23 protein-coding genes are annotated in these 26959 nt (G+C 35.7%); 9 read left to right on the forward strand and 14 right to left on the reverse strand.

Translation table 11 applies throughout. The features are described 5' to 3' along the window. Nucleotides 1-1188: 1188 nt before the first annotated feature. Together AC4BBX_RS08595 and AC4BBX_RS08600 are read right to left on the reverse strand one after the other, a co-directional pair. Nucleotides 1189-2469, reverse strand: a complete 1281-nt coding sequence (locus AC4BBX_RS08595; RefSeq protein WP_490453453.1) for a 2-hydroxycarboxylate transporter family protein — start codon at nucleotides 2467-2469, stop codon at nucleotides 1189-1191. Between the two features lie 13 nt (nucleotides 2470-2482). Then, the gene (locus AC4BBX_RS08600; RefSeq protein WP_490453454.1) at nucleotides 2483-4144 is read right to left on the reverse strand and encodes a malolactic enzyme; all 1662 of its coding nucleotides are present in this window, start codon (nucleotides 4142-4144) and stop codon (nucleotides 2483-2485) included. Nucleotides 4145-4260: 116 nt separating this feature from the next. On the opposite strand from AC4BBX_RS08600, the gene AC4BBX_RS08605 reads away from it, so the two are divergent. Further along, nucleotides 4261-5157 (forward strand): LysR family transcriptional regulator, encoded by an 897-nt coding sequence (locus AC4BBX_RS08605; RefSeq protein WP_490453455.1) that lies wholly within the window; start codon nucleotides 4261-4263, stop codon nucleotides 5155-5157. Between the two features lie 254 nt (nucleotides 5158-5411). Here the strand turns inward: AC4BBX_RS08605 and AC4BBX_RS08610 are convergent, their stop codons facing one another. The 3 genes from AC4BBX_RS08610 to AC4BBX_RS08620 form a co-directional block, all read right to left on the reverse strand. Further along, nucleotides 5412-5609, reverse strand: a complete 198-nt coding sequence (locus AC4BBX_RS08610; protein WP_490453456.1) for a hypothetical protein — start codon at nucleotides 5607-5609, stop codon at nucleotides 5412-5414. Between the two features lie 303 nt (nucleotides 5610-5912). Next, nucleotides 5913-6554: a FusB/FusC family EF-G-binding protein gene (locus AC4BBX_RS08615; RefSeq protein WP_490453457.1), complete on the reverse strand. Its 642-nt coding sequence runs from the start codon at nucleotides 6552-6554 to the stop codon at nucleotides 5913-5915. Between the two features lie 138 nt (nucleotides 6555-6692). Beyond that, complete coding sequence (locus AC4BBX_RS08620) at nucleotides 6693-6953, reverse strand: hypothetical protein (protein WP_490453458.1); 261 nt, start codon at nucleotides 6951-6953, stop codon at nucleotides 6693-6695. Between the two features lie 642 nt (nucleotides 6954-7595). Between AC4BBX_RS08620 and malQ the strand changes: the two genes are divergently transcribed. Then, a complete protein-coding gene (gene malQ, locus AC4BBX_RS08625) occupies nucleotides 7596-9155 on the forward strand; it encodes a 4-alpha-glucanotransferase (protein WP_490453459.1) in 1560 nt (519 codons plus the stop codon). A gap of 128 nt (nucleotides 9156-9283) precedes the next feature. After that, nucleotides 9284-11566: a glycogen/starch/alpha-glucan phosphorylase gene (locus AC4BBX_RS08630; protein ID WP_490453460.1), complete on the forward strand. Its 2283-nt coding sequence runs from the start codon at nucleotides 9284-9286 to the stop codon at nucleotides 11564-11566. A gap of 78 nt (nucleotides 11567-11644) precedes the next feature. On the opposite strand, the gene AC4BBX_RS08635 is transcribed toward AC4BBX_RS08630, so the two are convergent. The 5 genes from AC4BBX_RS08635 to AC4BBX_RS08655 all read right to left on the reverse strand — a co-directional run bounded on the left by AC4BBX_RS08635 (nucleotide 11645) and on the right by AC4BBX_RS08655 (nucleotide 16616). Continuing rightward, nucleotides 11645-12178 (reverse strand): GNAT family N-acetyltransferase, encoded by a 534-nt coding sequence (locus AC4BBX_RS08635; protein WP_490453461.1) that lies wholly within the window; start codon nucleotides 12176-12178, stop codon nucleotides 11645-11647. 85 nt (nucleotides 12179-12263) lie between these two features. Further along, complete coding sequence (locus tag AC4BBX_RS08640) at nucleotides 12264-12560, reverse strand: hypothetical protein (RefSeq protein WP_490453462.1); 297 nt, start codon at nucleotides 12558-12560, stop codon at nucleotides 12264-12266. A 185-nt stretch (nucleotides 12561-12745) separates the two neighbouring features. After that, the gene (mnmG, locus tag AC4BBX_RS08645) at nucleotides 12746-14644 is read right to left on the reverse strand and encodes a tRNA uridine-5-carboxymethylaminomethyl(34) synthesis enzyme MnmG (RefSeq protein WP_490453463.1); all 1899 of its coding nucleotides are present in this window, start codon (nucleotides 14642-14644) and stop codon (nucleotides 12746-12748) included. A gap of 16 nt (nucleotides 14645-14660) precedes the next feature. Next, nucleotides 14661-16055 carry a tRNA uridine-5-carboxymethylaminomethyl(34) synthesis GTPase MnmE gene (gene mnmE / locus AC4BBX_RS08650; RefSeq protein ID WP_490453464.1) on the reverse strand — a complete coding sequence of 465 codons (1395 nt, stop codon included), beginning with the start codon at nucleotides 16053-16055 and terminating at the stop codon, nucleotides 14661-14663. 360 nt (nucleotides 16056-16415) lie between these two features. Further along, nucleotides 16416-16616, reverse strand: coding sequence for a hypothetical protein (locus AC4BBX_RS08655; RefSeq protein ID WP_490453465.1), 201 nt, complete (start codon nucleotides 16614-16616; stop codon nucleotides 16416-16418). A 480-nt stretch (nucleotides 16617-17096) separates the two neighbouring features. On the opposite strand from AC4BBX_RS08655, the gene AC4BBX_RS08660 reads away from it, so the two are divergent. Continuing rightward, a complete protein-coding gene (locus AC4BBX_RS08660; protein ID WP_490453466.1) occupies nucleotides 17097-17432 on the forward strand; it encodes a heavy metal-binding domain-containing protein in 336 nt (111 codons plus the stop codon). Nucleotides 17433-17483: 51 nt separating this feature from the next. Here AC4BBX_RS08660 and jag read toward each other — a convergent pair whose 3' ends face one another. The 4 genes from jag to rpmH all read right to left on the reverse strand — a co-directional run bounded on the left by jag (nucleotide 17484) and on the right by rpmH (nucleotide 20179). Next, nucleotides 17484-18233, reverse strand: coding sequence for an RNA-binding cell elongation regulator Jag/EloR (gene jag / locus AC4BBX_RS08665; protein ID WP_490453467.1), 750 nt, complete (start codon nucleotides 18231-18233; stop codon nucleotides 17484-17486). 17 nt (nucleotides 18234-18250) lie between these two features. Beyond that, nucleotides 18251-19078, reverse strand: a complete 828-nt coding sequence (yidC, locus tag AC4BBX_RS08670; RefSeq protein WP_490453468.1) for a membrane protein insertase YidC — start codon at nucleotides 19076-19078, stop codon at nucleotides 18251-18253. A gap of 18 nt (nucleotides 19079-19096) precedes the next feature. Then, a complete protein-coding gene (gene rnpA, locus AC4BBX_RS08675) occupies nucleotides 19097-19432 on the reverse strand; it encodes a ribonuclease P protein component (protein WP_490453469.1) in 336 nt (111 codons plus the stop codon). Between the two features lie 612 nt (nucleotides 19433-20044). Further along, entirely contained in the window at nucleotides 20045-20179 is a 135-nt protein-coding gene (gene rpmH, locus AC4BBX_RS08680; protein WP_002293121.1) for a 50S ribosomal protein L34, read from the reverse strand. Nucleotides 20180-20776: 597 nt separating this feature from the next. Between rpmH and dnaA the strand changes: the two genes are divergently transcribed. The 5 genes from dnaA (at nucleotide 20777) to gyrB (ending at nucleotide 26928) form a co-directional block, all read left to right on the forward strand. After that, on the forward strand, nucleotides 20777-22117 hold the full coding sequence (dnaA, locus tag AC4BBX_RS08685; RefSeq protein WP_490453470.1) for a chromosomal replication initiator protein DnaA: 1341 nt from the start codon (nucleotides 20777-20779) through the stop codon (nucleotides 22115-22117). 161 nt (nucleotides 22118-22278) lie between these two features. Further along, complete coding sequence (gene dnaN, locus AC4BBX_RS08690) at nucleotides 22279-23409, forward strand: DNA polymerase III subunit beta (RefSeq protein ID WP_490453471.1); 1131 nt, start codon at nucleotides 22279-22281, stop codon at nucleotides 23407-23409. 225 nt (nucleotides 23410-23634) lie between these two features. Next, nucleotides 23635-23874 (forward strand): S4 domain-containing protein YaaA, encoded by a 240-nt coding sequence (gene yaaA, locus AC4BBX_RS08695; protein WP_490453472.1) that lies wholly within the window; start codon nucleotides 23635-23637, stop codon nucleotides 23872-23874. Next, nucleotides 23861-24982 (forward strand): DNA replication/repair protein RecF, encoded by a 1122-nt coding sequence (gene recF / locus AC4BBX_RS08700; RefSeq protein ID WP_490453473.1) that lies wholly within the window; start codon nucleotides 23861-23863, stop codon nucleotides 24980-24982. Before yaaA ends, recF begins: the two co-directional genes overlap by 14 nt. After that, entirely contained in the window at nucleotides 24979-26928 is a 1950-nt protein-coding gene (gyrB, locus tag AC4BBX_RS08705) for a DNA topoisomerase (ATP-hydrolyzing) subunit B (RefSeq protein WP_490453474.1), read from the forward strand. The genes recF and gyrB overlap by 4 nt, the downstream gene beginning before the upstream one ends. The last annotated feature ends 31 nt before the right edge of the window (nucleotides 26929-26959 follow it).

The following is a 26959-nucleotide window of genomic DNA, read 5'->3' on the forward strand; positions in this document are numbered from 1 at the left end:
AATAATGGGAGAACTTTAAATGATAACCATTACTTTTAGAGATTTACTTAATTTAAAGAAGCTAATATTCACATCAATTTCTTTATTAGCTGCGGGGTATTTTTCTTATAATTTTAACATTCATTTTAATCTGTCCATTATTTTTTTAAGTGTCTTTATTGTTACTTTTCTTTCGTCCATGCAGATATATTTTTCATACTTTATCAAAGGTAGGATTATTGACTATTATCAACTACCAATACCAACAAACTATTTTTATATAATTTTTCTAATGAGTGTTTTCTTTGTAGATCTACTTGAAAGATTGTTAGTATTGGGAGTCATATTTTATAGTCAATTTATTAGCAATTTTCCGGCATTTATATACTGTTTGGCTTATTCAATGTATGTTATATTGATTAGCTTCTTTATATGTGACCTCATTCAGAAAGATTGTCTATTTTTTTACAAAAAAGCTTCTAAAATGATAATATATCTGATTGCTCTGATTATTCCGGTTTTGATAGAAAGCTCCATATTGCTATTCTTATTATTACTAGTTGCAACGTTTAAATTAGTAAAAATAAAACACTTAATTTATATTTCTGAACAATTAAGAAGCAGATCAAGCTTTGTTAAAAACAATTATTTTACCAATTCTTTAGTTAAGGATGGTGCTTTTTTTACCAACTTGATTTTTGGGATGTTTTTCATTGCATATTTATTAATACAAAATACTAATGTTCATGTTATTGTACCATTGATTTTTACTATAATTTCCATTAATTCACCCATCGCAACATTAATATCGTCAGATATTTGAAAATTATAACTGTAAATTTGTTTACTGGTTTTTTTATAGCAATATTAATAATATTCGAATCAATATTTTCAACTATATTGGAAATACGTTTTCCTATAAAAAAATGGCATTTAAAAAAAGAGATATGGAAAAATCCACGAAAATATATTTTAGCTGCTATAATTTATTTATTTACGTTTCTCTTTAGCTTTTTATTTTAGCTCTGATTCTCGAATCTCTTTGCAGAGATAGAGGAAATGAGCTATTTTATTGACTCTTTTATGAGTAAATGGCTGAACCTTTGTTCGCTTCGTTTGACTAATTTGGTGAATACGTTTGATGAATGCAACAAAAGGTGCTGCTACGCATGATACGTAGCAGCACCTTTTTTTATATGTTGTTTCGGATCAAGAATAAAAGAAACGGATCAAGATTCCACCTAAAATTAGCACGATTGCACCGCATAAACGGTTGGCCATTTGGGCAAATGCAATCATTTCCATTCTATCAGAGGCAGACAATACAGCTATATTGCCTGTTCCCCCCATGGAGTTGTTGATCATACCGGCGCCAATTGCGGTTTCAACGGGATACATCCCCAATACCATCCCGAAGAACCAGCTGGCAGCCCCCATAGATACGACACTGGTTAGGCAAAGCACGATAAATTGCCAAGTAAAGGCAGAGGCCAATGTTGACAGATCAATCAATGCCAAACCAATCCCCGCCAAGACCGCGTGGGTCAAATTCGTCATTACAACATTGTTGAACATCACCACAGAATCTTCGAGTTTCTTAGGGACAATGTTCAAGGCTTTCAGAATAAAGACAATCACGATCATAAAGGCATACTCGTGAATTTTAGGGAAAAAGTCGCTTAAAATTGCACCAACGACCAACAGTGAGAAGGAAAACAGCATCCCAACCCCGATTTGTTGGGCATCAAGCGTTATTTTTGGTTTTTCTAATTCTTCTTTCGTGGCATTGATCAGGGTGCCATGGCCATTGTATTTGGTTTTAGCAAAGGCCTTTGCGATAAATAAAGCACCAATAATGGCAAGAATATTTCCGAAAGTAACTGCTGGAGCTAATTGAGAAAAGATAACGGCTTGATTGCCGTTTGCCAAGCCATCGGCATAAATTTGTGAAAGTGGGGTGATTCCCGCACCCATCCCGCCAGACATCATTGGTAGAGACACATACATCACCGAATCAGCAAAGCCATTGCCTAGCAGCATACCAACAAGGCCGACGGAGAAAAAGCCTATTACCATGGTGATCAAAGCAACAGGAATGAATTTCGTAGAAGCTTTCACCAACAAATTGCGATTCATACCTAAAATCGAGCCGCAAATCAAAGCGGCAATATAGAAATCAAGAAAGCCAAAACCGCCCCCCATGAAGTCACTGACCGCGTCAATGACTTTCGTGGGTACGAGATGGAAGGAGGCTAAAAGAGTGGCACCAAGCAGGGTAAAAACTGACCCACCGCCAAGATAAGAATTCATGATCGGGAGTTTTTCGCCAATGAAATACAGCAGGTGTCCTAAGGCAACCAGTAAAATGGTGATCCCAACCATGTTTAATGGCAATTTGTCTAAGGCAATCGCACTGAATATGACAACCATGAAAAAGAGATACAAGGGAAGACTAATTCCCGAAATCATCATCGTTTTTAATTTATTCATTTTTCAGACCTTCCTAGTATGTTGGATACCATTTAAGATTTTGGACAGCTTTTGCCATATCGGTTTCTTGCACTTGGGCTAGTCCTTGTTCTTTGGCTTTATTGGCAACTGCTTCAGCCACTTTGATAGAAACGTCCGCAACGTATTCAAATGGTGGAAGAACAGGTGCTCCGGGTTGGCTCAAATCAACCAAACCACTTAATGAGTGAGCAGCGGCACCAATCATTTCGTCGGTCAAGAGAGAGGCTTCTGAAGCCAACATACCTAAACCTAGACCAGGATAAATCAAGGCGTTGTTTGCTTGGCCGATTTGGTAGTCGACTCCTTTGTATTGGATCGTTCCTGAAGGGACACCGGTTGCCACAAAGGCTTTTCCATCAGACCATTCGATCACTTGTTCAGCCGTCGCTTCTAATTTTTTGGTTGGATTCGAGATAGGGAAAATCACTGGACGAGCAGTGTTTTCACACATCGCTTCCACAACTTCTTTGGTAAAGGCACCCGCATTGGTTGAGGTACCGACCAAAATCGTTGGTTTTGCTACTTTAATGACATTGATCAATTGCGTCATATCGCCAGCATTGGCAAAGTCAGCCCGTTTTTTGGCAAATGGTTTTTGTGCAGGAGTCAAATCGGACATATCATCGAACAAAAGCCCTTGTTTGTCAACTATAAAGAAATGATTGTAGGCTTCTTCTTCTGAAAGACCTTCGCTTACCATTTCCGCATGGACTCGACTGGCAATCCCAGCACCAGCGGAACCACCGCCATAACATAAGTAGACTTGATCCGTTAATTTTTCACCTGTAATATCCAGTGCACCGAAGATACCGCCAAGTACAACGATTCCCGTTCCTTGGATGTCATCGTTAAAAGTTGGAATTGTTTGTTTGTATTTGTCCAAAATCGTTGCAGCATTTGAACGGCCAAAGTCTTCCCAATGCAAGTAAAGTTTAGGGAACAACGATTCTGCCGTTTGAACAAATTGATCGATGAATTGGTAGTAGGCATCACCGTAAACACGTTCTTGCCGATTGCCTAGATACAAATGATCCTCTAACAATTCTTTACGGTTGGTACCAGCATCGATCACGATTGGTAAAACAGAAGCAGGGTCGATCCCAGCAGCTGCTGTATAAATCATCAATTTACCGACAGAAATATCGACACCTTGGACACCCCAGTCACCAATCCCAAGAATCCCTTCAGCATCTGTGGCTACGATCAAGCGAATGTCCCGATCGCCAGCGGCATTTTTCAACGTTTCTTCGATATTCTCTGGATGATTGATATCTAAGTACGCTGCATATTGAGGATCAACGAATAGGCGGCTGTAATTTTCAATGGTATCAGCAATCGTTGGATCATAGACGATCGGATTGAATTCAACGATATGTTGGTTGAATAAATAGTAGAACAATGTCCGATTGGTATTAAAGATCTCCATTAAAAAGTGACGTTTTTCAATGTCTGATTCTTTGGTGACATATTGCAAATAGGCTTGTTCTGCTTGTTCTTCGATCGTTTGCACATGTGGGGGCAATAAACCGATCAATCCTAGTTCTTTTCGTTCTTCTTGTGTAAACGCGGTTCCTTTGTTTAAAAATGGGTTGTTTAAAATGTCATGTGCTTTCATTATGTTCCTCCAATGGATATATTTTGAGTACTCGTTCATTTCCATTAGCTACTTTAATCCCCGGACAGAGTTATAGTCAACTATCGGTGGTATAATAAAAATTATTTATAACAAAACCGCTGCTAGTTTAAACCGGTTAAGGGAGGAATCAGACGATGAATATACGAGATTTAGAATACTTTAACTCTTTGGCAGATATGCTTTCTTTTACCCAAGTAGCGCATAAATTTGCCGTCAGTCAACCAACCGTCAGCTACGCTGTTAAACGCTTGGAAGAGCATTATGGCTGTGATTTGATCGTGCGAGAAGCCTCGCATCGCTCCATCTCATTGACGACGGAGGGGGAAATTTTGAAGGCTCATGCACAGTATATCTTAGATGAATTTGTGACCTTGGACCGAGCCATCGACCATGCCAAAAACAACCGGACCCACATCGGCCTGCCACCGATTATTCGTTCCAAAGTCTTTTCAAAACTCTTAGATGAAAAAGAGATCATCCGCTTTATTTCGAAATTTCACTTGGTATCTGGGGGATCCAATGAATTGCTTTCAAAACTATTATCAGGAAAAATCGATTTTAGCTTGCTGGGTAGTGTCAATCCCCTCGTCCACCCGAATCTGCAGGTGAAATTATTGCATCAGCAAGAGTTTTTTATCTTTGTGTCAAAAGAAAACCCATTGGCAGGAAAAAAGGAAATCTCATTTGAAGAAGCTGCCGAATATCCCTTTATCTTGCTGGAAAAAGGCTATACCCACATGCGCGCCTTTCAGAATTTAAGAGAGAAATCAAAGAAGAAACCGGAAGTCCCCTTTTATTTTTCAGACGTTCAGACGATTGGTCAGTTGGTCAGTTCCAATATCGGCATTACCTTGATGACGGAATTTCCCGTATTTCAAGAAATGGAAGGCTTAGTGAAAATACCGCTAGTCCCTGAAGATAAGGAAATCTTTTATATTCAATATGCCTATTTAAAGAGTGCGATGTTGAATCAAGAGGTCCGCAAGTTAATCAGGATTTTGGATGAGCTGTATTGGGAAGATGAAGGGTGAGGAGTGGAAATACGTGGAGTAGTGGTTTTTTTGATGCAAGATCAGAGAAAAATGGTGTACGTATTCTAGGACTAGCAAAATAAGTGCAGTTAATAATTTTGATTTAGGAGTCAAAGTTTTATGCAATGTTAGCAAAGTTTATCCAAAATTATACGATAAAATTAAAAAATCTTATTCTCGTTATCAAAATACTTTGTTTAACTAATCCACTCCTTATGTAATTAGCCCGTTCAATCGGAACGGGCTTTTTGTTCTTACTCTACATCTACGCTGTAATTGGGTTTGATATTGATTACTTGTTGCAGTCGTGCTTGAGGTGTCTCAATGACTTGCTCCGAACTATCTACGCTTTCTCCTGTAGTTACCGTCGTATCCGATCCTTCACTTCCACAAGCCTTCAAACCAACTGAAAACAGTGCTCTTCCCAACCAAATAAAACTCTTTACGTTCAACTTTTTTACTTCATCTCCCCCTTATTGTTTATTATAAATATTGTACCATAGGGGTCTTTCTTTTCAGTTTTGAGGGTTATGTAGTGATATTGTATTTTTCAAATAAACGATCTTTATTACTTTTCAGTATTTGATACATATCACTATCTAATTTATCTAAATGATGATAAATAGACTCTTTCATTACATCTTTTCTTAGAAAAATACTTCTAGCTAGATCTTCCTGTATTGAAGAGCAGTCCTTAGATAAATAAAAATAGAAAAAGCATTGATTCTCTTCATAATAGAAAATCAATGCTTTTTTTATTTTTTCATCTCTTCAACAAACTTATTGAAATGGGTCATTTCCTGTAATTGTTGATTACACTGTTCACTGTCTGCACAAATGTAGTTCCCTTTTTTTGTGTAGGTCCCATCACCACTTGTTTTTGTGGTTGTTAAAAACATAGCTACAGGAGATACTTTCTGACAAATCGCGCAAACATTTTTAATAATATTTGGATTTATTGAACCAGACAATCCTTGTAGTTTTTCGTCTTGATAATAGAGAATAAATTTCTTTTGACTGCCAGGATCATTCCAGCCAACATACGAATGTTCATCCATCGCTAAAGTATCCCAATTAGGTAGCTTTAGCTTTTTGGTTTTTCTAAAAACTTTCTCTACTTGTTTGTTTGATGGTTCTTTGAAAGGAATAACAATTCCTTTTAAGTTCTCGAAATAGGTTTCAACTTGAGCTCTTGTCAGTGTCTTATCGAGAATATATGTTTTTAATTCCTCTATTTCAGAAATTGTTTGCGGAACAATTTGATTAATCTTCTCTAAAGCCAAAGCTTGAACAGTTTTAATGACATTTTGATCATTCACCGAATGATAATCATTTACTAAATGCAATACTTGTTTTTTTATAGCAAAATATTGATGTGGGTAAATCACAGGTTCCATTTTTATCCCTCGTTTCTAAAACTACTTTGATATCATACGTTTATTCATTCAAAATAGCAAACGTTGATGTTTCACGTGAAACATCATAAAACCCGCATTGTGAAAACCATCCTAATTAAGGTAGGACAAAATGAATATTTATGCATTTTCGCCTGATGGAATATAGATAGCTTTTCCTTTTGTTTTAAATAAGTGTTTCGTGTTTTTTTCTTCCCAAACTACTTTTTCGATCTTATCAAATAGATTAACACCCGGAATAGGATGCTGGCTTTGGATTTCTAAAAACTGTTCTACAACAGATTTTATGTCACTGTTAGTTAATTTATCGGTCTTTAGCTTAGGATAAAAATGATGTCGTTTACCTTCACTAGTTAAAAAAACAAATTTTAATCGTTTCATTGTAATTCTCCTTTTACTTTATTTAGTCTCTACTTCTATATAACGAAAAAAAGAGTTGTTTTGTCTCATAAAATAACATCAGTATACAAACATACAAAAAAGTTTTTGTGAATTTTTTACGCTATTTCTAATTGTCTTAATTTTTTTATTTTTAAAGAAAAACAGTATTTTCCTCCATTGTTTCACGTGAAACGTCAGAATATTTACAAACTACTTCTATAGACAAGTTCATTCTAATTTCTCTCAAAGTATTTACTCAATTTCACAAAAAATATTGATCCAAAATGCGTTATTTAGAGATTATATTCAGTAAATAAAGACTAATAATCCCTCAACGATTCACATTTACTTTGTCAAATAATCTTTCAATATTTCCTTGTTTCCCACTGGTTTTTTATTTCAAATCCTTGTTAAATCAACAGAGGTAGCGCTTCATACTTAAAATTGCCTATACAAGCGCTCTTTTTTATTGTATTCTTAAATTGCTTGGATTTTTTAATGGCATTGTTTCTTCTAAACAATGATATATTGCTAATGGTTGCGCTTACCTTTATAATAGAATAGTGGACTTCCATCGTAATATTGTTTTGCACTTATTTTTTATTAATAAAACATCTCTATTCTCAAGGGGGAACTTAACACATGAAAAGATCAAGCGGCGTGCTTTTACACGTTTCATCATTACCTAATACTCAAGGAATCGGAACTTTTGGGCAATCAGCCTATGAATTTGTTGATTTCTTAGTGAAATCTGGCCAAAGTTATTGGCAAATCTTACCTTTGGGTACTACCAGCTATGGAGATTCTCCTTATCAATCATTTTCAGCTTTTGCTGGAAACACACATTTTATTGATTTTGAGTTGCTGTCTCAGGAAGGATTATTAGAAGCTGATGATTTTCAACATATCCACTTCGGAGATAGTCTAGAATACATTGATTATGGACGTATATTCCAAGCAAGACGGCCTATTTTAGAAAAAGCAGTTAAAAATTTTATTGAACAAGACAATTTAACAGACTATGAAACCTTTATAACCATCCATTCCGAATGGTTAGATCCTTTTGCTGAATACATGGCTGTGAAGGAACATTTCGATTTAAAACCTTGGTTTGAGTGGGATGATGATATTCGTACACGTCAACCAGAAGCTTTAAATCTTTACCGTGAACAATTAGCGGCTGAAATGACCTACCATCGTGTCACGCAATACTTCTTTAACAAACAATGGTTAGCTTTAAAAGACTACGCAAACAATAATCATATTGATATTGTGGGAGATATACCCATTTACGTTGCTAGTGATAGTGTCGAAATGTGGACCACTCCACACTATTTCCGTACAACAGATGACTTAAAACCAACTGTTGTCGCTGGATGCCCACCAGATGCTTTTTCTGAAGAGGGACAACTATGGGGAAATCCGATCTATGATTGGGACTTCATGGAAGAAAATGATTATGATTGGTGGATTCGTCGAATTGAAGAGAGTCTAAAACTGTACGATATGATTCGTATTGATCACTTTCGAGGTTTTGAATCTTACTGGGAAATTCCAGCAGATCATAAAAATGCTATCAAAGGACAATGGGTACAAGGACCTGGAATCAAATTATTCCAAAAAGTCCGTGAAGTCCTTGGTGAAGTAAATATTATTGCAGAAGATTTAGGATTTTTGACTCAAGAAGTCATCGATATGCTCAATGCAACTGAATTTCCTGGAATGAAAGTTTTACAATTTGCATTCAACGGGGAGGATAGCACCTACTTACCTCATCGTTATATTGAAAATTCGATTTGTTATGTCGGCACACATGACAATGAAACGGGTTTAGGCTGGTATCAAGACAGTGTAACCCCAGAAGAACGAAAACAAATTGACAAATATTTACATCGTTCTTCTGATGAAACAATTGCTGCAGCTTTAAACCGAAATATCGCTGCTTCAACTAGTTACTTGGCGATTTATACTATGCAAGATTTACTAGACCTTGATAATAGTGCCCGAATGAATATTCCAAGCACTATCGGCGGAAACTGGGAATGGCGGATGAGAGAAGATGCTTTAACCACTGAATTAACCGAAGATTTGTTGGATTTAACAACCACATATTTCCGTCTAAACAGCGAAAACTTCAAGGAAGAAATCTCTGAAGAAGAAGCCGATACAGTAAAAAATACTGAGGAAAAATCTGAAGAATAATTCAAGATATTTTTTATTCCTAAGCTATTTTTTAGTCAAAACACAAGAATTAATTTTATCATAAGGTTGCACTGACTACATTTCTGTGTCGGTGCCAACTAAAAAATTATAGAATTAGAGGAGAACCCATGAATCAATTACAAAAATACGTTACGAAAAATTTTGACAAGTCAATTAGTGAGTGTACAGATCAAGAATTATACAAAGTATTGCTTGATTTCACTCGTACAAAAGCCCATGATTTCCCATTTCACCGTGATACAAAAAAAGTTTATTACTTTTCTGCTGAGTTTCTAATTGGTAAATTGTTATCGAACAATCTACTAAATATGGGACTTTACGATGAAGTAAATGCTGAATTACAAGAGCACGGTAAAAGCTTAATGGATATTGAAGAAGCTGAAAATGAACCATCTTTAGGAAACGGTGGCCTTGGTCGTTTAGCCGCATGTTTTGTTGACTCAATTACTACTTTAGGTATCAATGGCGATGGAATTGGTTTAAATTATCACTTTGGTTTATTCCACCAAGTATTCAAAGACAACCAACAAACAGCTGAAAAAGACGCTTGGTTAACTGGGGATGACTGGGTAATTAAAAGCTCACGTAAATTCAACGTGCCTTTCAAAAACTTCCAATTAACATCAACTTTATACAACATTGATGTCCTAGGATACAATCAAACAAAACGTAATCGTTTAAGATTATTTGATTTAGATACAGTGACACCAACAATTATTGAAGAGGGCATTACCTTCGATAAAACAGATATCCAAAAGAATTTAACTTTATTCTTATACCCAGATGATTCTGACCACAATGGTGAGTTACTGCGTATCTATCAACAATACTTCATGGTTTCCAATGGGGCGCAATTAATCATTGATGAAGCAGTTGAAAAAGGTAGTAATTTACATGATTTAGCAAAATATGCAGTGATTCAAATTAACGATACTCATCCAGCTTTAGTTATTCCTGAAATGATTAGTCAATTGAACTATCGTGGGATTGAATTTGATGAAGCAGTTGAAATTGTTCAAGCAATGACAGCTTTCACTAACCATACTATTTTGTCAGAAGCCTTAGAAAAATGGCCATTAGCATACTTGGAAGAAACTATTCCACATATCGTTGTAGTATTAAAAGAATTGGATGCTCGCGTTAAAACAAAATATCCTGAAAATGAAGCTGTTCATATTATTGATGCCACTGATCGTGTGCATATGGCTCACTTGGCTATTCACTATGGATTTAGTGTAAATGGCGTAGCTGCTTTACACACTGATATTTTGAAAGAGTCTGAATTAACAGCTTTTTATGAAATCTATCCTAATAAATTCAATAACAAAACAAACGGTATCACTTTCCGTCGTTGGATTATGGATGCTAACAAAAAACTAGCGGCTTATTTAGATGAGCTATTAGGTAATCAATGGCGTATTTCTCATGATTTAACTGGATTATTAGACTATGTTGATAACAAAGAAGTCAAAGAAAAATTAGCAGCCATCAAATTTGATAACAAATTGAGCTTGAAACATCATTTAGAACAAACACAAAATGTGACTTTAAATGAAAACTCAATCTTTGATATTCAAATCAAACGTATGCACGAATACAAACGTCAACAAATGAATGCTTTATATGTTATCTATAAATACTTAGATATCAAAGCAGGAAACATTCCAGAAAGACCTTTGACTGTTTTATTTGGTGGGAAAGCTGCACCAGCCTACACAATCGCACAAGATGTCATTCATTTAATTTTAGCTTTATCTGAATTAATTGCTAATGATTCTGAAGTAAGTCCACATTTACAACTAGTGATGGTTGAAAATTACAATGTAACTCATGCGCAATATCTAATTCCAGCATGTGATATTTCTGAGCAAATTTCATTGGCTTCAAAAGAGGCTTCTGGAACAGGAAATATGAAATTCATGTTAAACGGTGCATTAACTTTAGGAACAGAAGATGGCGCCAACGTAGAGATTCACGAACTAGTAGGGGACGATAACATCTACATTTTCGGTAAAGAAAGTGATGAAATCATCGATCTTTATGATAAAAATGGTTATGTAGCAAGAGATTATTACCAACAAGAAGCGATTCAACCGTTAGTAGACTTTATCGTTAGTGATGAAATGTTAGCTTTAGGTAACGAAGAGCGTTTGACTCGTTTGCATAATGAATTAATCAACAAAGACTGGTTCATGACTTTAATTGACTTAGTAGAGTACATTGAAGTAAAAGAAAAAGTCTTAGCTGACTATGAAGATCAAGATGCTTGGTTGAGCAAAGTAATCAACAATATTGCTAAAGCCGGTTACTTCTCTTCTGACCGTACAATCACAGAATACAATCGTGATATCTGGCATGTAAATCAACATCAAAACAGTGTCTTAGTTTAATTTAAATAAAAAACAACGCATTCACGCTCATAAAGAGTAGTGAATGCGTTGTTTTTTATTTATGCATAAATATACATTTTAATTATTAATACTTATCCAATAGCGACGAATCAATTGTTCGTCATTGGGATCGAGCACTTTATTTTCTAACACTCCTTGATTTTTCTCAATCGTTCGAGCAGAAGCGATATTTTGATCATTGCAAGTGATTAATACTTTTTTCAGACCAAATGCTAGTGCTTTTTCTAAAGCCAAAGCCAACATTTTCTCGGCATAACCTTTTCTACGCTCTGAAGGGGCCACTGAGTAACCAATATGACCACCATATTTAGACAAATAGTCATTTAATGCTAAACGAAAATTAAGCATACCCACTATTTTTTGGTCAGATATCCTCAGTAAAAGATATTGCCTGGCTGGTACAAGATTTTCTGGAACCGTTTCTCGATATTTGTAGTTGTTAATCAATTCTAACCATTGTTCCACTGATTTAACTGAAGCTAACGAGGATGTTCCGTGAATCCCCTCTTCGGTAACTGGAAACTCATCGCGATAAGCAAGGATCTCTTTTTCATACTCAATGGATGGCTCTACTAAAATTATTTCATTCATCTTCTCAACTCCCAACGCCTATCATTCTGGCTATTATAGCAGAGGTAGAGAACACTATATTTTCAAATTGTTTCACGTGAAACACTTATGATAACCCTCTACGTTGCATTTCTCTCTGATAAATCTCTTTGCTTTCAGTCAAAAAATTCTCATAATCATTAGCATAGAACAAAAACATAATTTTCGATAAAACGTTGTTACTTTCCATTTTAACTGTTTGCAGATACTGCTTTTGTAATTGGTTATTGCTTAATTTCCCCACTCGTTTTTCTTGGCGTTTTAAAGATGTACGCAGAACCATTCGTAAACGCCAGCGCATCAAGAAAATAACTACTCCCACACTAACAACTATTAATAGTAAAATTAGAACGATGTCTATCATATCAACACTCCTTATTTCGGTTTAATGTAATTAAGTTTTCTCTACGCATACCATCTCACTAGCTTGGAGTTCCTAGTAAATGAGACTGTTAAATTCAAGTCTACGGTGTTTAAAAGATTCTGTCAATTAATCACTTTTATTCACTCTCTAGTTTTCTGCAAAAAAAAATAGCCTCTGGTAGAGGACTATTTTTCAGTTACCTTTGCAATTCTTCCTTGTTCGATATAGACCATCAAAATGCTTAAATCGGCAGGGTTTACACCGCTGATTCGGCTAGCTTGGGCAATCGTTTCTGGTTGAATTTTTTGTAATTTTTGTTTGGCTTCGGTTGCTAAGCCATTAATTGCAGCATAATCAATGTTTTCTGGAATGCGTTTGGCTTCCATACGTTTTAGTTTATCCACTTTTTCCATGGCTTTTTTGATGTAGCCTTCGTATTTGATTTGAATTTCAACTTGTTCAATTTCTTTACCAGTTAATTGGTCATTGGCAGGGATAAATGGCGCAATTTCCATATAACTAATTTCTGGACGACGAAGAAATTCATTGGCTAAAATCCCATCTTTTAACAACGCTGAGCCTTTTGCTTCTAAGAAAGCTTGGACTTCTTTGGTTGGTTTGATACGAATGGTTTTCAAGCGTTCAATTTCATCTTCTACAGCTGTTTTTTTCGTTAAATAATCTGTATATTGATCTTCTTGAACTAAGCCAATCTGATGACCCATTTCAGTTAAACGTAAATCGGCATTATCATGACGTAATATTAAACGATATTCCGCACGAGAAGTTAACAAACGATAAGGTTCGTTGGTGCCTTTAGTGACTAAATCATCAATCATTACACCGATATAACCATCGCTACGTTTTAATACTAAAGGTTCTTTGCCTTGAATTTTTAAGCCGGCATTGATCCCAGCCATTAAACCTTGTCCAGCAGCTTCTTCATAACCACTTGTTCCATTGGTTTGTCCTGCTGTATACAAATTCTCAATCACTTTTGTTTCCAAAGTTGGACGTAGTTGATGGGGAACGACCACATCATACTCAATTGCATAGCCTGTACGCATCATTTGAGCTTTTTCCAAACCAACAATCGAGTGTAATACATCTTCTTGCACATCTTCAGGTAGGGAAGAGGATAGACCTTGGACGTAAACTTCTTCTGTATTTAAGCCTTCTGGTTCTAAGAACAATTGATGACGTTCTTTGTCAGCAAAACGGACAATCTTGTCTTCAATCGATGGGCAATAACGTGCCCCCACACCTTCAACAATTCCTGTAAACATTGGCGCTCGATGTAAATTTGCTTGAATAATTTGATGGGTACCAGGATTTGTATAGGTTAACCAACAAGGAATCTGATCTTGTTTATATTGGTCATCTGCCGTACTAAAACTAAAGTGGTTTGATGCTTCATCACCCGGTTGAATTTCCGTCACACTGTAGTCAATCGTGCTTGATTTTACTCGTGGTGGCGTTCCTGTTTTAAAGCGTTCAATTTCTAAGCCTAATTCTTTTAAATTATCTGCTAAAGCGACAGAAGGTTGAGAGTTATTGGGACCTGAAGAATATTTTAATTCCCCAATAATAATTTCTCCTCGTAAAGCTGTTCCTGCAGTAATGACCACCGCTTTGGCATCATAACGTGCACCTGTTGAGGTAACAACGCCTTTACAAACACCTTCTTCAACGATTAAACGTTCCACAATCCCTTGACGAAGCGTTAAGTTGTCTTCATTTTCAATAGTGTGTTTCATTTCTGTTGCGTAAGCATGTTTGTCTGCTTGAGCACGCAAGGCACGGACTGCTGGACCTTTTCCGGTATTTAACATTCGCATTTGAATGTAAGTTTTATCTATATTTTTTCCCATTTCGCCACCTAGAGCGTCAATTTCACGGACAACGACACCTTTGGCTGGTCCTCCAATAGATGGGTTACAAGGCATAAATGCCACCATATCTAAATTAATTGTAATCAATAATGTTTTGTTGCCCATTCGACTTGCGGCTAATGCTGCTTCTGAGCCAGCATGTCCTGCACCGACAACAATCACGTCATAAGATCCACCTTGATATTCTTGCATTAAATTCCTTCCTTTCCTATTTTCCTAAACAAAATTGGCTAAATAATTGAGTTATTAATTCATCTTGTACGCTATCACCAACAACTTCTCCTAGATAATCCCAACAACGAGTCATATCCATTTGAACTAAATCTACAGGCATACCTGCTTCAATTCCAGTCATTACTTCTCCCAAAGATTGGGATGCATTTTCTAACAAGGCAATATGACGGGTATTTGATAAGTAAGAGGCATCCTTATCTGTTGTTTGTCCACCAAAGAATAAATCAGCAATTGCTTGTTCTAATTGGTCTAAGCCCTCATTTTGTAAAACAGAGACCGCAAACATTGCATCCCCAGCTAATAATTCAGCTAATTCTTCTCGATCTAATTGAGTAGGTAAGTCTGTTTTATTTAATAAAATGATTCGTTTCGTCCCATTGGTTACTTCAATTAATTGACGATCTTCAATCGATAAAGCTTCACTTTGATTTAAAACTAATAAAATTAAATCCGCTTCTGATAAAGCTTTGCGACTACGTTCCACACCAATTCGTTCAACAATATCTTCTGTTTCACGAATGCCGGCAGTATCAATTAATTTTAACGGTACGCCACGAACATTGACATATTCTTCAATAACATCACGAGTAGTCCCCGCAATATCCGTTACAATCGCTTTTTCTTCTCGCAATAAGTAATTCAACAAACTAGATTTTCCAACATTTGGTCGTCCGATAATGGCTGTGTTTAAGCCTTCACGTAAAATTTTTCCTTGTTGAGCGTTTTGTAATAAGGCATCAATTTGTCCTTGCACTTGTTGCGCTTTTTCCAATAATAAACGAGTGGTCATTTCTTCTACGTCATCGTATTCAGGATAGTCGATATTTACCTCTACTTGAGCCAAAGTTTGTAAGATTTCTTGACGTAGTGTCCGAATTAATTTCGATAAATTACCATCTAATTGATTCAAGGCAAGATTCATCGCTTTATCCGTCTTTGCGCGAATTAAATCCATAACTGCTTCTGCTTGTGACAAGTCCACACGGCCATTTAAGAAAGCTCTCTTAGTAAATTCTCCCGGTTCAGCTAAACGTGCGCCTGAGCGTAATAATAGTTGCAAAATTTGATTGACTACGACAATTCCACCATGACAATTGATTTCTATGACATCTTCTCTGGTAAAGGTTTTGGGCGCTCGCAAAACGGATACCATTACTTCATCTACTAATTGTTCTTTGATTGGATCCACCAAATGACCGTAATTAATCGTATGGCTTGCGACTTCACTTAATGGAAGTTTTGCCTTAAACAATTGATCCGCAATCGTAATCGCTTGATCACCGCTCATTCGGACAATACTAATGGCTCCTTCACCTGGCGGAGTAGAAATTGCTGCAATTGTATCAAATTCTTGGGTTATTTCTGCCACTTTACTCGCTCCTTGTTGATTATTTTTAAGAAAAAATTACTTTATGACACAAAAAAAGTGCCCACTCCACCCATCAAACGTGATGAGTAGACTTCGCACTTTGACTGCTTGTCTGCTTAAATTCATGACATAGAGTAGCATATTTTTATCTTTATGACAAGTTTTCAAGATTTTCGTTATATTTCTAGCTTTAGTGATTGTTACTTTTCACAACAAATTTGATGCTTCACTACGATTGGCTTGCGTAACAAAACAGAATAGAGGATGAACAGTACCTACTTGGTATGTAATTTGGCAGAATTGATACAACGTTCCAGTATATTACTCATGAAGAATATCTTTGATAGTTCTAGTTAATGATTAGTATCTTACAAAGGTCATACTTGTTATTACTCGTAAGATACCTTGGTCACGTTGAAGTTTTCTTAATAATTTTTGACCATTTTTAGATAAACGATTACTGATGGACAATTCTTGTAAGGACTTAATTAAATCTCTCATAACTTTATCGTGTTTAGACGCTTTAGTATAACCTAGTTTGTCAATAGTGTCAGATACCATCTTTTTTTCTGCAAAATTTAGGTCTTGATGTTTTTTTCAAATTTGATTAAATCTTTTCTTTCATTATGTATAAATATATTCATAACTTTAACCCCCCATTTTCAATTAACTTGTATTACTAGTTATTGCACAAATCTATGTCCTAGAAACTACAAATATTGACCTATAATGAAGTATCCTTAATATATATACTATATCAGATATATTTGTTTTCAAAATAAATTAAATTTAAATTAGAATACAGATTTCAGAATGAGTTTTTTTTAATTTAAAATCCAAAAATTCTAGTTTGCCAAAGGAAATTACAATTATCTATAGGCATTTTACCTGAATTTAGATTAAAAAATTCGTCATTTTTTGGCTGAGCGACTCTATATAGGAAGAAAACAATGATTTTTTACAAATATTCAATTAAGTTTTGCGGATTTGCTAGAAAAAAGCTAAAATATAGATATAGAAAGTGGGAAAGAAGGGATTATTATGGCTGAGAAAATTAATTATAAAAAAGACGGTAACGAAAATGTAAACCGAATTCTCCTATCAACAGGGAATGTAAATAAACCGTATATTGTTCGAGACATCGTTTTTGTCGCAGATCGAATTGAAGTGGACATGTTTGAACCTGGACACAATCCAAACGAATTGTTGGCAGACATCGCTTATAAACTGAAAGAACAAGCTTACGAATACGGAGCAAATGCCGTAATCAATTGCCATTTTGAGCATGAACATGTAAACAAAGATGGTCATCATGCATTTGAAGTTTTTGCCTATGGTACCGTAGTTCAATTTACTCAATCAACTATTGGTGGCTAATGAATAACAACAAAAAACCAGCGATGACTTCAAGTTATCGCTGGTTTCATTTTAGAAATATTTTTTTGATGGTTCTACAACCAAATAACGATAAGGTTCATCCCCTTCAGAATGAGTCGTTACATAGTCTTTTTTACTTAATGCGGAATGAATTTGTTTACGTTCAAAAGCTGGCATTGGTTCTAAAAAGACTGGACGACCGGTACGATCAACCTTTTCTGCTGTGCGTTCTGCTAATCGTTGAAGAATCGCTTGACGTTTTTCACGATAGTTGCCAACATTTACCACAACGGATAATTTGTTTTTAGCCACGCGGTGAATGAATACTTGAGATAGATATTGTAAAGCATTTAAAGTTTTTCCGTGTTTTCCAATCAAGATTCCTTGTTTTTGAGTTTCTAATTGAAAGACAACTGCTCCATGTTCACGAGACATTTTGACCATTGCTGGTGCATTTAATTCGTTTGAAATATTTGTTAAGTATAAAGCCAAGGCAGTCAAGGCTTCTTCATCTGCTAAATCTTCTAAAGCCGCGGTTGCTGTTACAGCAACTTCTGGTTCTTCAACAACTTCTTCTACAGCTGGTTCTGGTTCGCTAATCGTCTCCACGATTTCTTCAACCACTTCAACTTCCTCAACAATCGGTTCTAAAGAAACTTGAGCATTTTTCTTCCCTAAGCCTAAGAATCCTTTTTTACCTTCATCTAAAACTTCTATTTTTACATCAGCTTTAGTTAAACCTAAATCAGACAGACCTTTTGTAATTGCTTCTTCCGTGGTTTGTGCTTCATAGATTGTCATAACAGATACTCCCTTCGTTATTTTTTACGTTTTTTCTTCGGATTTTGTGCTTTGCGTAAGGCACGTTGACGATCTCTTTCGCGTTGAGCAACTTCTTCTCTCTCTCGACGAATTTTAAATGGATTATTAATTAATAAGGTTTGACCAGCTTGGAAAGCATTAGAGACTACCCAATACAATGATAAGGCACTCGGTAAGTTAAGACCCATCATTAAAATCATTACAGGCATCACATAGTTCATCATTTTCATACTAGGATTAGCATCGACTTGACCCATGCTTGTTAAATAAGAACTTGCAAAGGTAAAGATAGCCGCTAAAATTGGTAAGATATAAAAAGGATCTGGCTCGCCCAAAGCATTTAACCATAAGAAATGACCTTCTTTTAATTCTGGTACACGAGAAATTGCTTGCCAAACTGCCATCATAATTGGCATTTGGATAACTAATGGTAAACATCCTGCATAAGGATTTACCCCATGTTCAGCGTACAATTTTTGTTGTTCTTCTCTAAGTTTAGCTTGTGTAGCTGTATCTCTTGAAGAATATTGTTCTTGTAGTTCTTTGACTTTTGGTTGTAATTCTTGCGTTTTACGCATACTTTTATTTTGGAAATCCATTAATGGCAACAAAATAATTCGGGTAACGATAGTAAATAGGATAATCCCAATCCCTCTGGAACCTCCAATAGATAACCACTTGATGGCTTCACCGAAATAATACACAATGTATCGATCCCAAAATCCAGTACTATTTGCAGAAACGTCTCCCGTTCCACAAGCAGATAATAAGACTACCAACGAAGCTAAACCAATCGTTAATAGTAGACGCTTTCTTTTTTTCACTAAACTATTTCCTTTCCCTTACTTGATTATTTTTGCAAGTTTAAATACATGCAGTAAATTCGAGTACACTTCTTGGGACGATAAAGTTGAAACGGAAGGGCGGGCAATCACGATAAAATCCAATTGTGGATCAATAGAATCCTTCATTTCAAAAATGCTTGCACGAATTTTTCTTTTGACTGCATTACGTGCGACAGCATTCCCAATTTTTTTCCCAACAGAGATTCCTACTCGAAAATGGACTTGTTCTTTAGGTAAGACATAGACCACAAACTTACGATTTGCAAAGGATTGTCCCTCTTGAAAAACTTTTTGAAATTCACTTTCTTTTTTGACGCGATAAGCCTTTCTCATGTTCTTTTCATCATTTCCTTCTACTTAGATACTCACTAATCAATAATACCATATTTTGAGTAACCGATTCATCTTTTAAACGAAAATAAGCAAAAAAATTCCCTTAGAATGGTTATTTTTAAAAGCAAAATTAGCTGAAAACTGAAACTTCCAGAACAAAGCTCCGAAAAATGTTCTTGCTGTGTGAGACCGCCACGAGCCTCTTGACAGAGTCTCTTTGGCTGCTGACGTTCAAACTCTGACTAAGTACGACACACACTAAGCCAGAGTAATTCATTCAGCTCTTTGTCACACGACAAGGTATTTTCTCCGTTTGTCCTTCCAGTTTCTAACTACATGTTCTTTTTTTATTTATTAAACATAAGTAGCTTAAATGTCAAATGAGGATGAATTACACTGTGTTTGAACACCAAAAGCTTTGAGACTCCTAAAAGGTGGCTCAAAGCGGTTTCTTGCAATGAGTATCTTTTTCAGACAGAGGGACCGGAAGTTTTTATTTTCCATACTAGAATGGAATACATAAAAAAAGCAATCTGAACTTTTTGATTCGCTCAGATTGCTTTTTGATTTGCTTAAATGATTGTATAAAAAAAACCACTGAGGTTCAGTGGCTTATGCAGAAAGAACCTTTCTGCCTTTACGGCGACGGCTAGCTAATACACGACGTCCATTTTTAGTGCTCATACGTTTACGGAATCCGTGAACTTTTTGACGTTTACGTTTATTTGGTTGATACGTTCTTTTCATTTATTTCCACCTCCAACGAGTACTCTGTTATCGATCACTTCACGACATACTTTGATAGTATAACTAGTAACCCTAAGTTTTGTCAATAAAAAAAGTAAAAATTGTCCAATCTTTTCGAACAATAAATATCTCTATTTGATCTTTTCCACAGATTTTTTGGTTTCTTCTTTTAATTTACTCAGTTTACTTTTATCCACAATCAAATTATTTTACAACGAATATCTCTGTGAAGTATTTTTTTCTGTTTTTTAGTTATTATCGATTTATTCAGCAGTTATCCACATATAAACAGCCCTCTAAAAAGTTATGCACACGCGCTTTTTTCTTGTGGACAACTCCTTTACTTCCTTTTTATATCAACGCTTATTATCTACACATAGTTGTGTATAACTTTTTAACTAAAAATTTTATTCACAGTTTATTTCAGGTTGTGGATAAGTGGTTTTCCTCTGTGTGAATTCTTTTATCTTTTTTTATGCACATTGTGGAAAAAATAAAAAAACTTCTCATTTCTTTATTAATCTGTGGAAAACTTTTCTAATACGTGATAAATTAGTACTATCTATCTTTATCTATACTTTTACAGGAGGATTTGCTATGCCGTCTTTAGATGAGATATGGGATGAACTGAAGAAGGCCCTCAAAAATCAACTTTCCGCTGTTGGTTACGATACATGGGTCAGAAAAGTTACGCCTCTTTCCATAGAAAATAATCAATTAATTATCGAAGTTCCTACCAAAGTTCAAAAAGACTATTGGGAAAAACATTTAGTCGGGAACGTGCTTGAAACTTCCTTTATGTTGACTGGCGAAGAAATTTTGCCTGTTTTTATTTTGGCAGATGAAGCTGCTTCTTATAAAAATAAACCCGCAGGAAAAACTGAGCCTACGTCAAATGAAGTGATTGTTCCAAATAAATCGATGTTAAATTCAAAATATACCTTTGACACTTTTGTTATTGGTAAAGGCAATCAGATGGCTCATGCTGCAGCCTTAGTCGTTTCCGAAGATCCTGGATCGATGTACAATCCGTTATTCTTTTACGGAGGAGTGGGATTAGGAAAAACTCACCTGATGCATGCCATTGGCCATCGAATGTTGGAATACCGACCACAAGCAAAAATCAAATATGTCAGTAGTGAGAATTTCACCAATGATTTCATTACTTCTATTCAAAAGAATAAAATGGAAGACTTTCGTAATGAGTACCGAACCGTTGATTTGCTACTAGTGGATGATATCCAGTTTTTAGTGAATAAAGAAGGAACTCAGGAAGAATTCTTTAATACGTTTGAAGAGCTTTACAAAAACAATAAACAAATTGTTTTAACCAGTGATCGATTGCCAAAAGAAATTCCGACTTTACCCGAACGTTTAGTGTCTCGTTTTGCTTGGGGACTATCTGTAGACATTACGCCACCGGACCTAGAAACACGGACAGCGATTTTACGGAAAAAAGCCGAAGCCGAAAACTTAGAAATTCCTGATGATACTTTGAGTTATATTGCCGGTCAAATCGATTCAAATATCCGTGAATTAGAAGGGGCTTTGGTTCGTGTACAGGCTTTTGCAGCCATTCAAAGTTCTGATATCACAACGAATTTAGCAGCGGAAGCCTTAAAGGCATTAAGTTCAAGCCATTCAATGAGCCAGGTTTCAATTTTAAAAATTCAAGAAGAAGTGGCTAAATACTATCATATTCAGTTAAAAGATTTAAAAGGAAAAAAACGGGTCAAAAGTATCGTTGTTCCTCGTCAGATTGCTATGTACCTTGCTAGAGAAATGACTGATAATTCTTTACCAAAAATTGGTGCCGAATTTGGTGGCAAAGATCATACAACCGTGATTCATGCCCACGAAAAAATTCAGCAACTAGTAAAAACTGATTTGATTCTACAAAATGAGATTTCAGAGATTAAAGGATTACTTTTAGGTTAATGTGGACAAATGAAAAAAATAAGGAAAACTTATCCACACCTTATCCACAAGTGGAAAACTCGCTATTATTCACTTTTACCATAGTTTTCCACAGTATCCACTGACCTATTACTACTACGATCTTTTTATTTACAAATTAAATTTAAAAGGAGTTCATCATTATGAAAGTAACGTTAAACCGTTCAGCCTTTACCCAAGAATTACAAACCGTTCAAAGAGCGATTTCATCAAAAACGACAATGCCTATTTTAACAGGGGTAAAAATTGAACTATCCAATAATGGATTAACTTTGACAGGAAGCAATGCAGATATTTCTATTGAATCATTTTTAAGTGTTGAAAATGAAAAAGCACAAATGACAATTGAAAAAACCGGAGCTGTTGTATTACAGGCGCGTTTCTTTGGTGAAATTATTCGTAAGCTACCTGAAGAATATTTCACAATGGAAGTTATTGAAAATGATCAAGTAGAAATTACTTCAGGAAAAGCTAATTTTACTGTGAATGGTTTAGATGCAGATAGTTATCCACATTTACCAGTTGTCGATAGTCATAATCAAATTAAAATCCCCGTTCATGTCTTAAATAAATTAATTAGTGAAACAGTTTTTGCTGTTTCTCAACATGAAAGTCGCCCAATTTTAACTGGGGTTCATATGATTTTGGAAAATGACAAACTTTTAGCTGTAGCGACAGATTCTCATCGTTTGAGTCAACGAGTGATTCCTTTAGCAAGTGATTCTGAGACGTTCAATATCGTAATTCCAGGAAAAAGCTTAACCGAACTTTCTCGTTCATTAGCAGATGAGGAAGAAGAAGTGGAAATCAGCATCATGGATAACCAAGTCTTGTTTGAAACGAAAAATATGAAATTCTATTCTCGTTTGTTAGAAGGAACGTATCCTGATACCAATCGTTTAATTCCGAATAGTTTCAATACTGAAATTGAATTTGCAGTACCTGCTTTGTTAGCTGCGATTGAACGTGCTTCATTGCTTTCACATGAAGGCCGTAACAACATTGTTCGTTTGCATATTGCTGATGATGGTGTGGTGTTGTATGGAAATTCACCAGAAATTGGGAAAGTCGAAGAAGTTTTAACTTATGAAAAAGTGACGGGTGATCCGTTAGATATTTCTTTCAACCCTGATTATATGAAAGCTGCTTTGCGTGCTTTTGGTGATATGACGATTAATATTCGCTTTATTTCAGCGATTCGTCCATTCACTTTAGAACCTTCAGAGGGCCAAGGAGAATTTATCCAATTAATCACGCCAGTTCGTACAAATTAAAACCATTTTCATTCATTTTGAAAAAAACATGAAATTTTGGTCAGAAAAGAAAATTAAACAAAAGAAAGGCTTAAAATCGATTTTAAGCCTTTCTTTTTATTTTTAATAAAATTTGTCTAAAATAACTAAATCTTCTTAGAGCGGAAATTATACGGATAAATTTGTTTTATTCCTTTAAAAAGAGTATAATAATTACATATGCTGAAAGCAGAATTGAGGGAGAAAATGAAAGAGAAAATCGTTTTAAATTCCGAATACATGACACTTGGTCAAGTTTTAAAAGAAGTCAATGTCATCGGCAGTGGCGGACAAGCAAAATGGTATCTAGCAGAGAACACTGTGTTTGTAGATGGTGAGCCCGAAAATCGCCGAGGACGCAAACTTTATGATGGAATGATGATTGAGATACCTGATACAGGTACTTTTTTTATGGTAAAGAAGGCAAACAAAAATGCGGCTGAATGACCTTCAGCTTCAAAATTTTCGTAATTATGATCACTTAGCGCTGAAGTTTACCAAAAATTTGATTATTTTTTTAGGAGAAAATGCTCAAGGAAAAACCAATATTTTGGAAAGTATCTTTGTTTTGGCGATGACTCGTAGCCATCGAACAACTAACGAGCAGGAATTAATTCAATGGGAAAGCAACCAAGCAGCAATTAAAGGTAGCGTGGATAAAATCCATGGGAAGGTTCCTCTCGAACTTTTTTTAACTAAAAAGGGACGGAAAACGAAAGTCAATCATATTGAACAAAAGAAACTAAGTAGTTATATTGGCCAATTGAATGTGATTTTGTTTGCTCCTGAAGATTTATCTTTGGTGAAAGGGAGTCCGCAATTACGCCGAAAATTTTTAGATATGGAAATTGGTCAAATTGATCCTGTATATTTATACGATTTGGTTCAATATCAAAAAGTCTTAAAACAACGGAATCAATATTTAAAGCAACTAGCAGAAAAAAAGCAAACCGATGAGCTATATCTGGATATTTTGACGGAACAATTGCTTGATTTTGGAAGCAAAGTCCTCTTAGCCCGCCAAAAATTTGTAAAGCGCTTGGAACATTGGGCGAATCAATTACACCAAAAGATCAGTCAATCCAAAGAACATTTACAAATCGAATATGTGTCTAGCATTGATACAAGTGGGAATACTTTAGAAGAATTGCGAACTGCTTTTAGTGAGGAATTGGAAAAAGTCAAAAGCAAAGAACGTTTTCGCCAAGTGACTTTAGCTGGTCCTCATCGAGATGATTTAATTTTTTTAATTAATGATAAAAATGTGCAAACCTATGGATCTCAAGGTCAGCAACGAACCACGGCTTTAAGTGTGAAACTTGCTGAAATTGATTTGATGAAGGAAGAAACTGGAGAATATCCAGTTTTACTTTTGGATGATGTGATGAGTGAATTAGATGACGCTCGTCAGTTACATTTGTTAGAAACAATCGAAGGAAAAGTGCAAACATTTTTAACGACAACCACGTTAGAACATGTAAAAGATAAAATGACCGTAGAGCCTGAAATTTTCTACGTTAAACAAGGTCAATTAGAAGGAGAGAATGCTCAGTGACAGAAGAAGAAAAATTGTTAAGTGAACGTGCCAAAGAGTATGATGCCAGTCAGATTCAAGTATTAGAAGGACTAGAAGCAGTTAGAAAACGTCCGGGTATGTACATTGGTTCAACAAGTTCTGAAGGATTACATCACTTAGTATGGGAAATTGTCGATAACTCAATTGATGAGGCCTTAGCAGGTTTTGCGACTAAAATTCAAGTAATTGTTGAAAAAGATAACAGTATTACCGTAACCGATGATGGTCGAGGTATTCCAGTGGATATTCAAGCTAAAACAGGTCGTCCAGCGGTAGAGACTGTCTTTACGATTTTGCATGCCGGTGGGAAATTCGGCGGTGGCGGATATAAAGTATCTGGAGGTCTACATGGAGTAGGTTCTTCTGTTGTAAATGCTTTATCAACTTCTTTAGATGTGAAAGTCCACAAAGAAGGCAAAATTTACTACCAAGAATACCAACGTGGGCAAGTCGTCGCTGATTTAACAATTATTGGTGAAACAGACAAACATGGGACCGAGGTTCACTTTATTCCCGATCCAGAAATTTTTACAGAAACAGTTGAATTTAACTTTGATAAATTAGCGACTCGTGTTCGTGAATTAGCATTTTTAAATAAAGGGCTACATATTTCGATTGAAGATCGTCGCCCAGAAGAGTCTGTTTTACGTGAATACCATTATGAAGGCGGAATTAAGAGTTATGTGGAACATTTAAATGCCAACAAAACTGTTTTATTCCCTGAACCTATTTTCTTAGAAGGGGAACAACAAGATATTATTGTTGAAGTTTCGATTCAATACACAGATAGCTATCATTCTAATATTTTAAGTTTTGCCAACAATATCCATACCTATGAGGGTGGTACCCATGAATTTGGTTTTAAAACAGCCTTAACTCGTGTCATCAATGATTATGCTCGTAAGCAAAAATTGATGAAAGACAATGATGAAAACTTAACAGGGGAAGATGTACGTGAAGGATTAACAGCTGTTATTTCTATCAAACATCCAGATCCTCAATTTGAAGGACAAACCAAAACAAAATTAGGAAATTCAGAAGTTCGTACTGTAACGGATCGCCTATTTTCTGAACATTTTTCTAAATTTTTAATGGAAAATCCAACAGTTGGTCGTCAAATCGTAGATAAAGGGTTGTTAGCTTCTAGAGCACGTTTAGCTGCTAAACGTGCCCGTGAAGTGACTCGTCGTAAGGGAGCTTTGGAAATCAGTAATTTACCTGGTAAACTAGCCGATTGTTCCAGCAAAGATCCTGAAAAATGTGAATTATTTATCGTCGAAGGAGACTCTGCCGGTGGTTCAGCGAAGCAAGGACGTAGCCGTGAATACCAAGCTATATTACCTATTCGTGGGAAAATCTTAAATGTTGAAAAAGCTAGCATGGATAAAATTTTAGCCAATGAAGAAATTCGTTCCTTATTTACAGCAATGGGAACTGGTTTTGGTGCTGATTTTGATGTAGCTAAAGCTCGTTACCATAAATTAGTTATTATGACCGATGCCGATGTCGATGGTGCCCATATTCGAACCTTGTTATTGACTTTATTCTATCGTTACATGCGTCCAATCGTGGAAGCGGGTTATGTCTATATTGCCCAACCACCATTGTATGGCGTGAAACAAGGAAAAAATATCACTTATGTACAACCAGGAAAAAATGCTGATGAAGAATTAAAACGAGTAATTAGCTCGTTACCTGCGACACCAAAACCTTCTGTTCAACGCTACAAAGGTTTGGGAGAAATGGATGACCATCAATTATGGGAAACAACGATGGATCCAGAAAATCGTATGATGCTACGAGTAAGTATTGACGATGCGATTGAAGCAGACCAAGTATTTGAAATGTTAATGGGAGATAAAGTTGAACCTAGACGGAACTTTATTGAAGAAAATGCTCATTACGTGAAAAACTTAGATATTTAGTAGCGAAGAACGTTTATTAAAAATATAAGGG

It is taken from the genome of Enterococcus sp. AMC1157 (genome assembly GCF_058216555.1).

Coding starts and splice junctions, on each gene's coding strand:
- AC4BBX_RS08595 (WP_490453453.1), bottom strand. CDS start 2,469: ATGAATAAATTAAAAACGATGATGATTTCGGGAATTAGTCTTCCCTTG.
- AC4BBX_RS08600 (WP_490453454.1), bottom strand. CDS start 4,144: ATGAACGAGTACTCAAAATATATCCATTGGAGGAACATAATGAAAGCA.
- AC4BBX_RS08605 (WP_490453455.1), top strand. CDS start 4,261: ATGAATATACGAGATTTAGAATACTTTAACTCTTTGGCAGATATGCTT.
- AC4BBX_RS08615 (WP_490453457.1), bottom strand. CDS start 6,554: ATGGAACCTGTGATTTACCCACATCAATATTTTGCTATAAAAAAACAA.
- AC4BBX_RS08620 (WP_490453458.1), bottom strand. CDS start 6,953: ATGAAACGATTAAAATTTGTTTTTTTAACTAGTGAAGGTAAACGACAT.
- malQ (WP_490453459.1), top strand. CDS start 7,596: ATGAAAAGATCAAGCGGCGTGCTTTTACACGTTTCATCATTACCTAAT.
- AC4BBX_RS08630 (WP_490453460.1), top strand. CDS start 9,284: ATGAATCAATTACAAAAATACGTTACGAAAAATTTTGACAAGTCAATT.
- AC4BBX_RS08635 (WP_490453461.1), bottom strand. CDS start 12,178: ATGAATGAAATAATTTTAGTAGAGCCATCCATTGAGTATGAAAAAGAG.
- AC4BBX_RS08640 (WP_490453462.1), bottom strand. CDS start 12,560: ATGATAGACATCGTTCTAATTTTACTATTAATAGTTGTTAGTGTGGGA.
- mnmG (WP_490453463.1), bottom strand. CDS start 14,644: ATGCAAGAATATCAAGGTGGATCTTATGACGTGATTGTTGTCGGTGCA.
- AC4BBX_RS08655 (WP_490453465.1), bottom strand. CDS start 16,616: ATGGTATCTGACACTATTGACAAACTAGGTTATACTAAAGCGTCTAAA.
- AC4BBX_RS08660 (WP_490453466.1), top strand. CDS start 17,097: ATGGCTGAGAAAATTAATTATAAAAAAGACGGTAACGAAAATGTAAAC.
- jag (WP_490453467.1), bottom strand. CDS start 18,233: ATGACAATCTATGAAGCACAAACCACGGAAGAAGCAATTACAAAAGGT.
- rnpA (WP_490453469.1), bottom strand. CDS start 19,432: ATGAGAAAGGCTTATCGCGTCAAAAAAGAAAGTGAATTTCAAAAAGTT.
- rpmH (WP_002293121.1), bottom strand. CDS start 20,179: ATGAAAAGAACGTATCAACCAAATAAACGTAAACGTCAAAAAGTTCAC.
- dnaA (WP_490453470.1), top strand. CDS start 20,777: ATGCCGTCTTTAGATGAGATATGGGATGAACTGAAGAAGGCCCTCAAA.
- dnaN (WP_490453471.1), top strand. CDS start 22,279: ATGAAAGTAACGTTAAACCGTTCAGCCTTTACCCAAGAATTACAAACC.
- yaaA (WP_490453472.1), top strand. CDS start 23,635: ATGAAAGAGAAAATCGTTTTAAATTCCGAATACATGACACTTGGTCAA.
- recF (WP_490453473.1), top strand. CDS start 23,861: ATGCGGCTGAATGACCTTCAGCTTCAAAATTTTCGTAATTATGATCAC.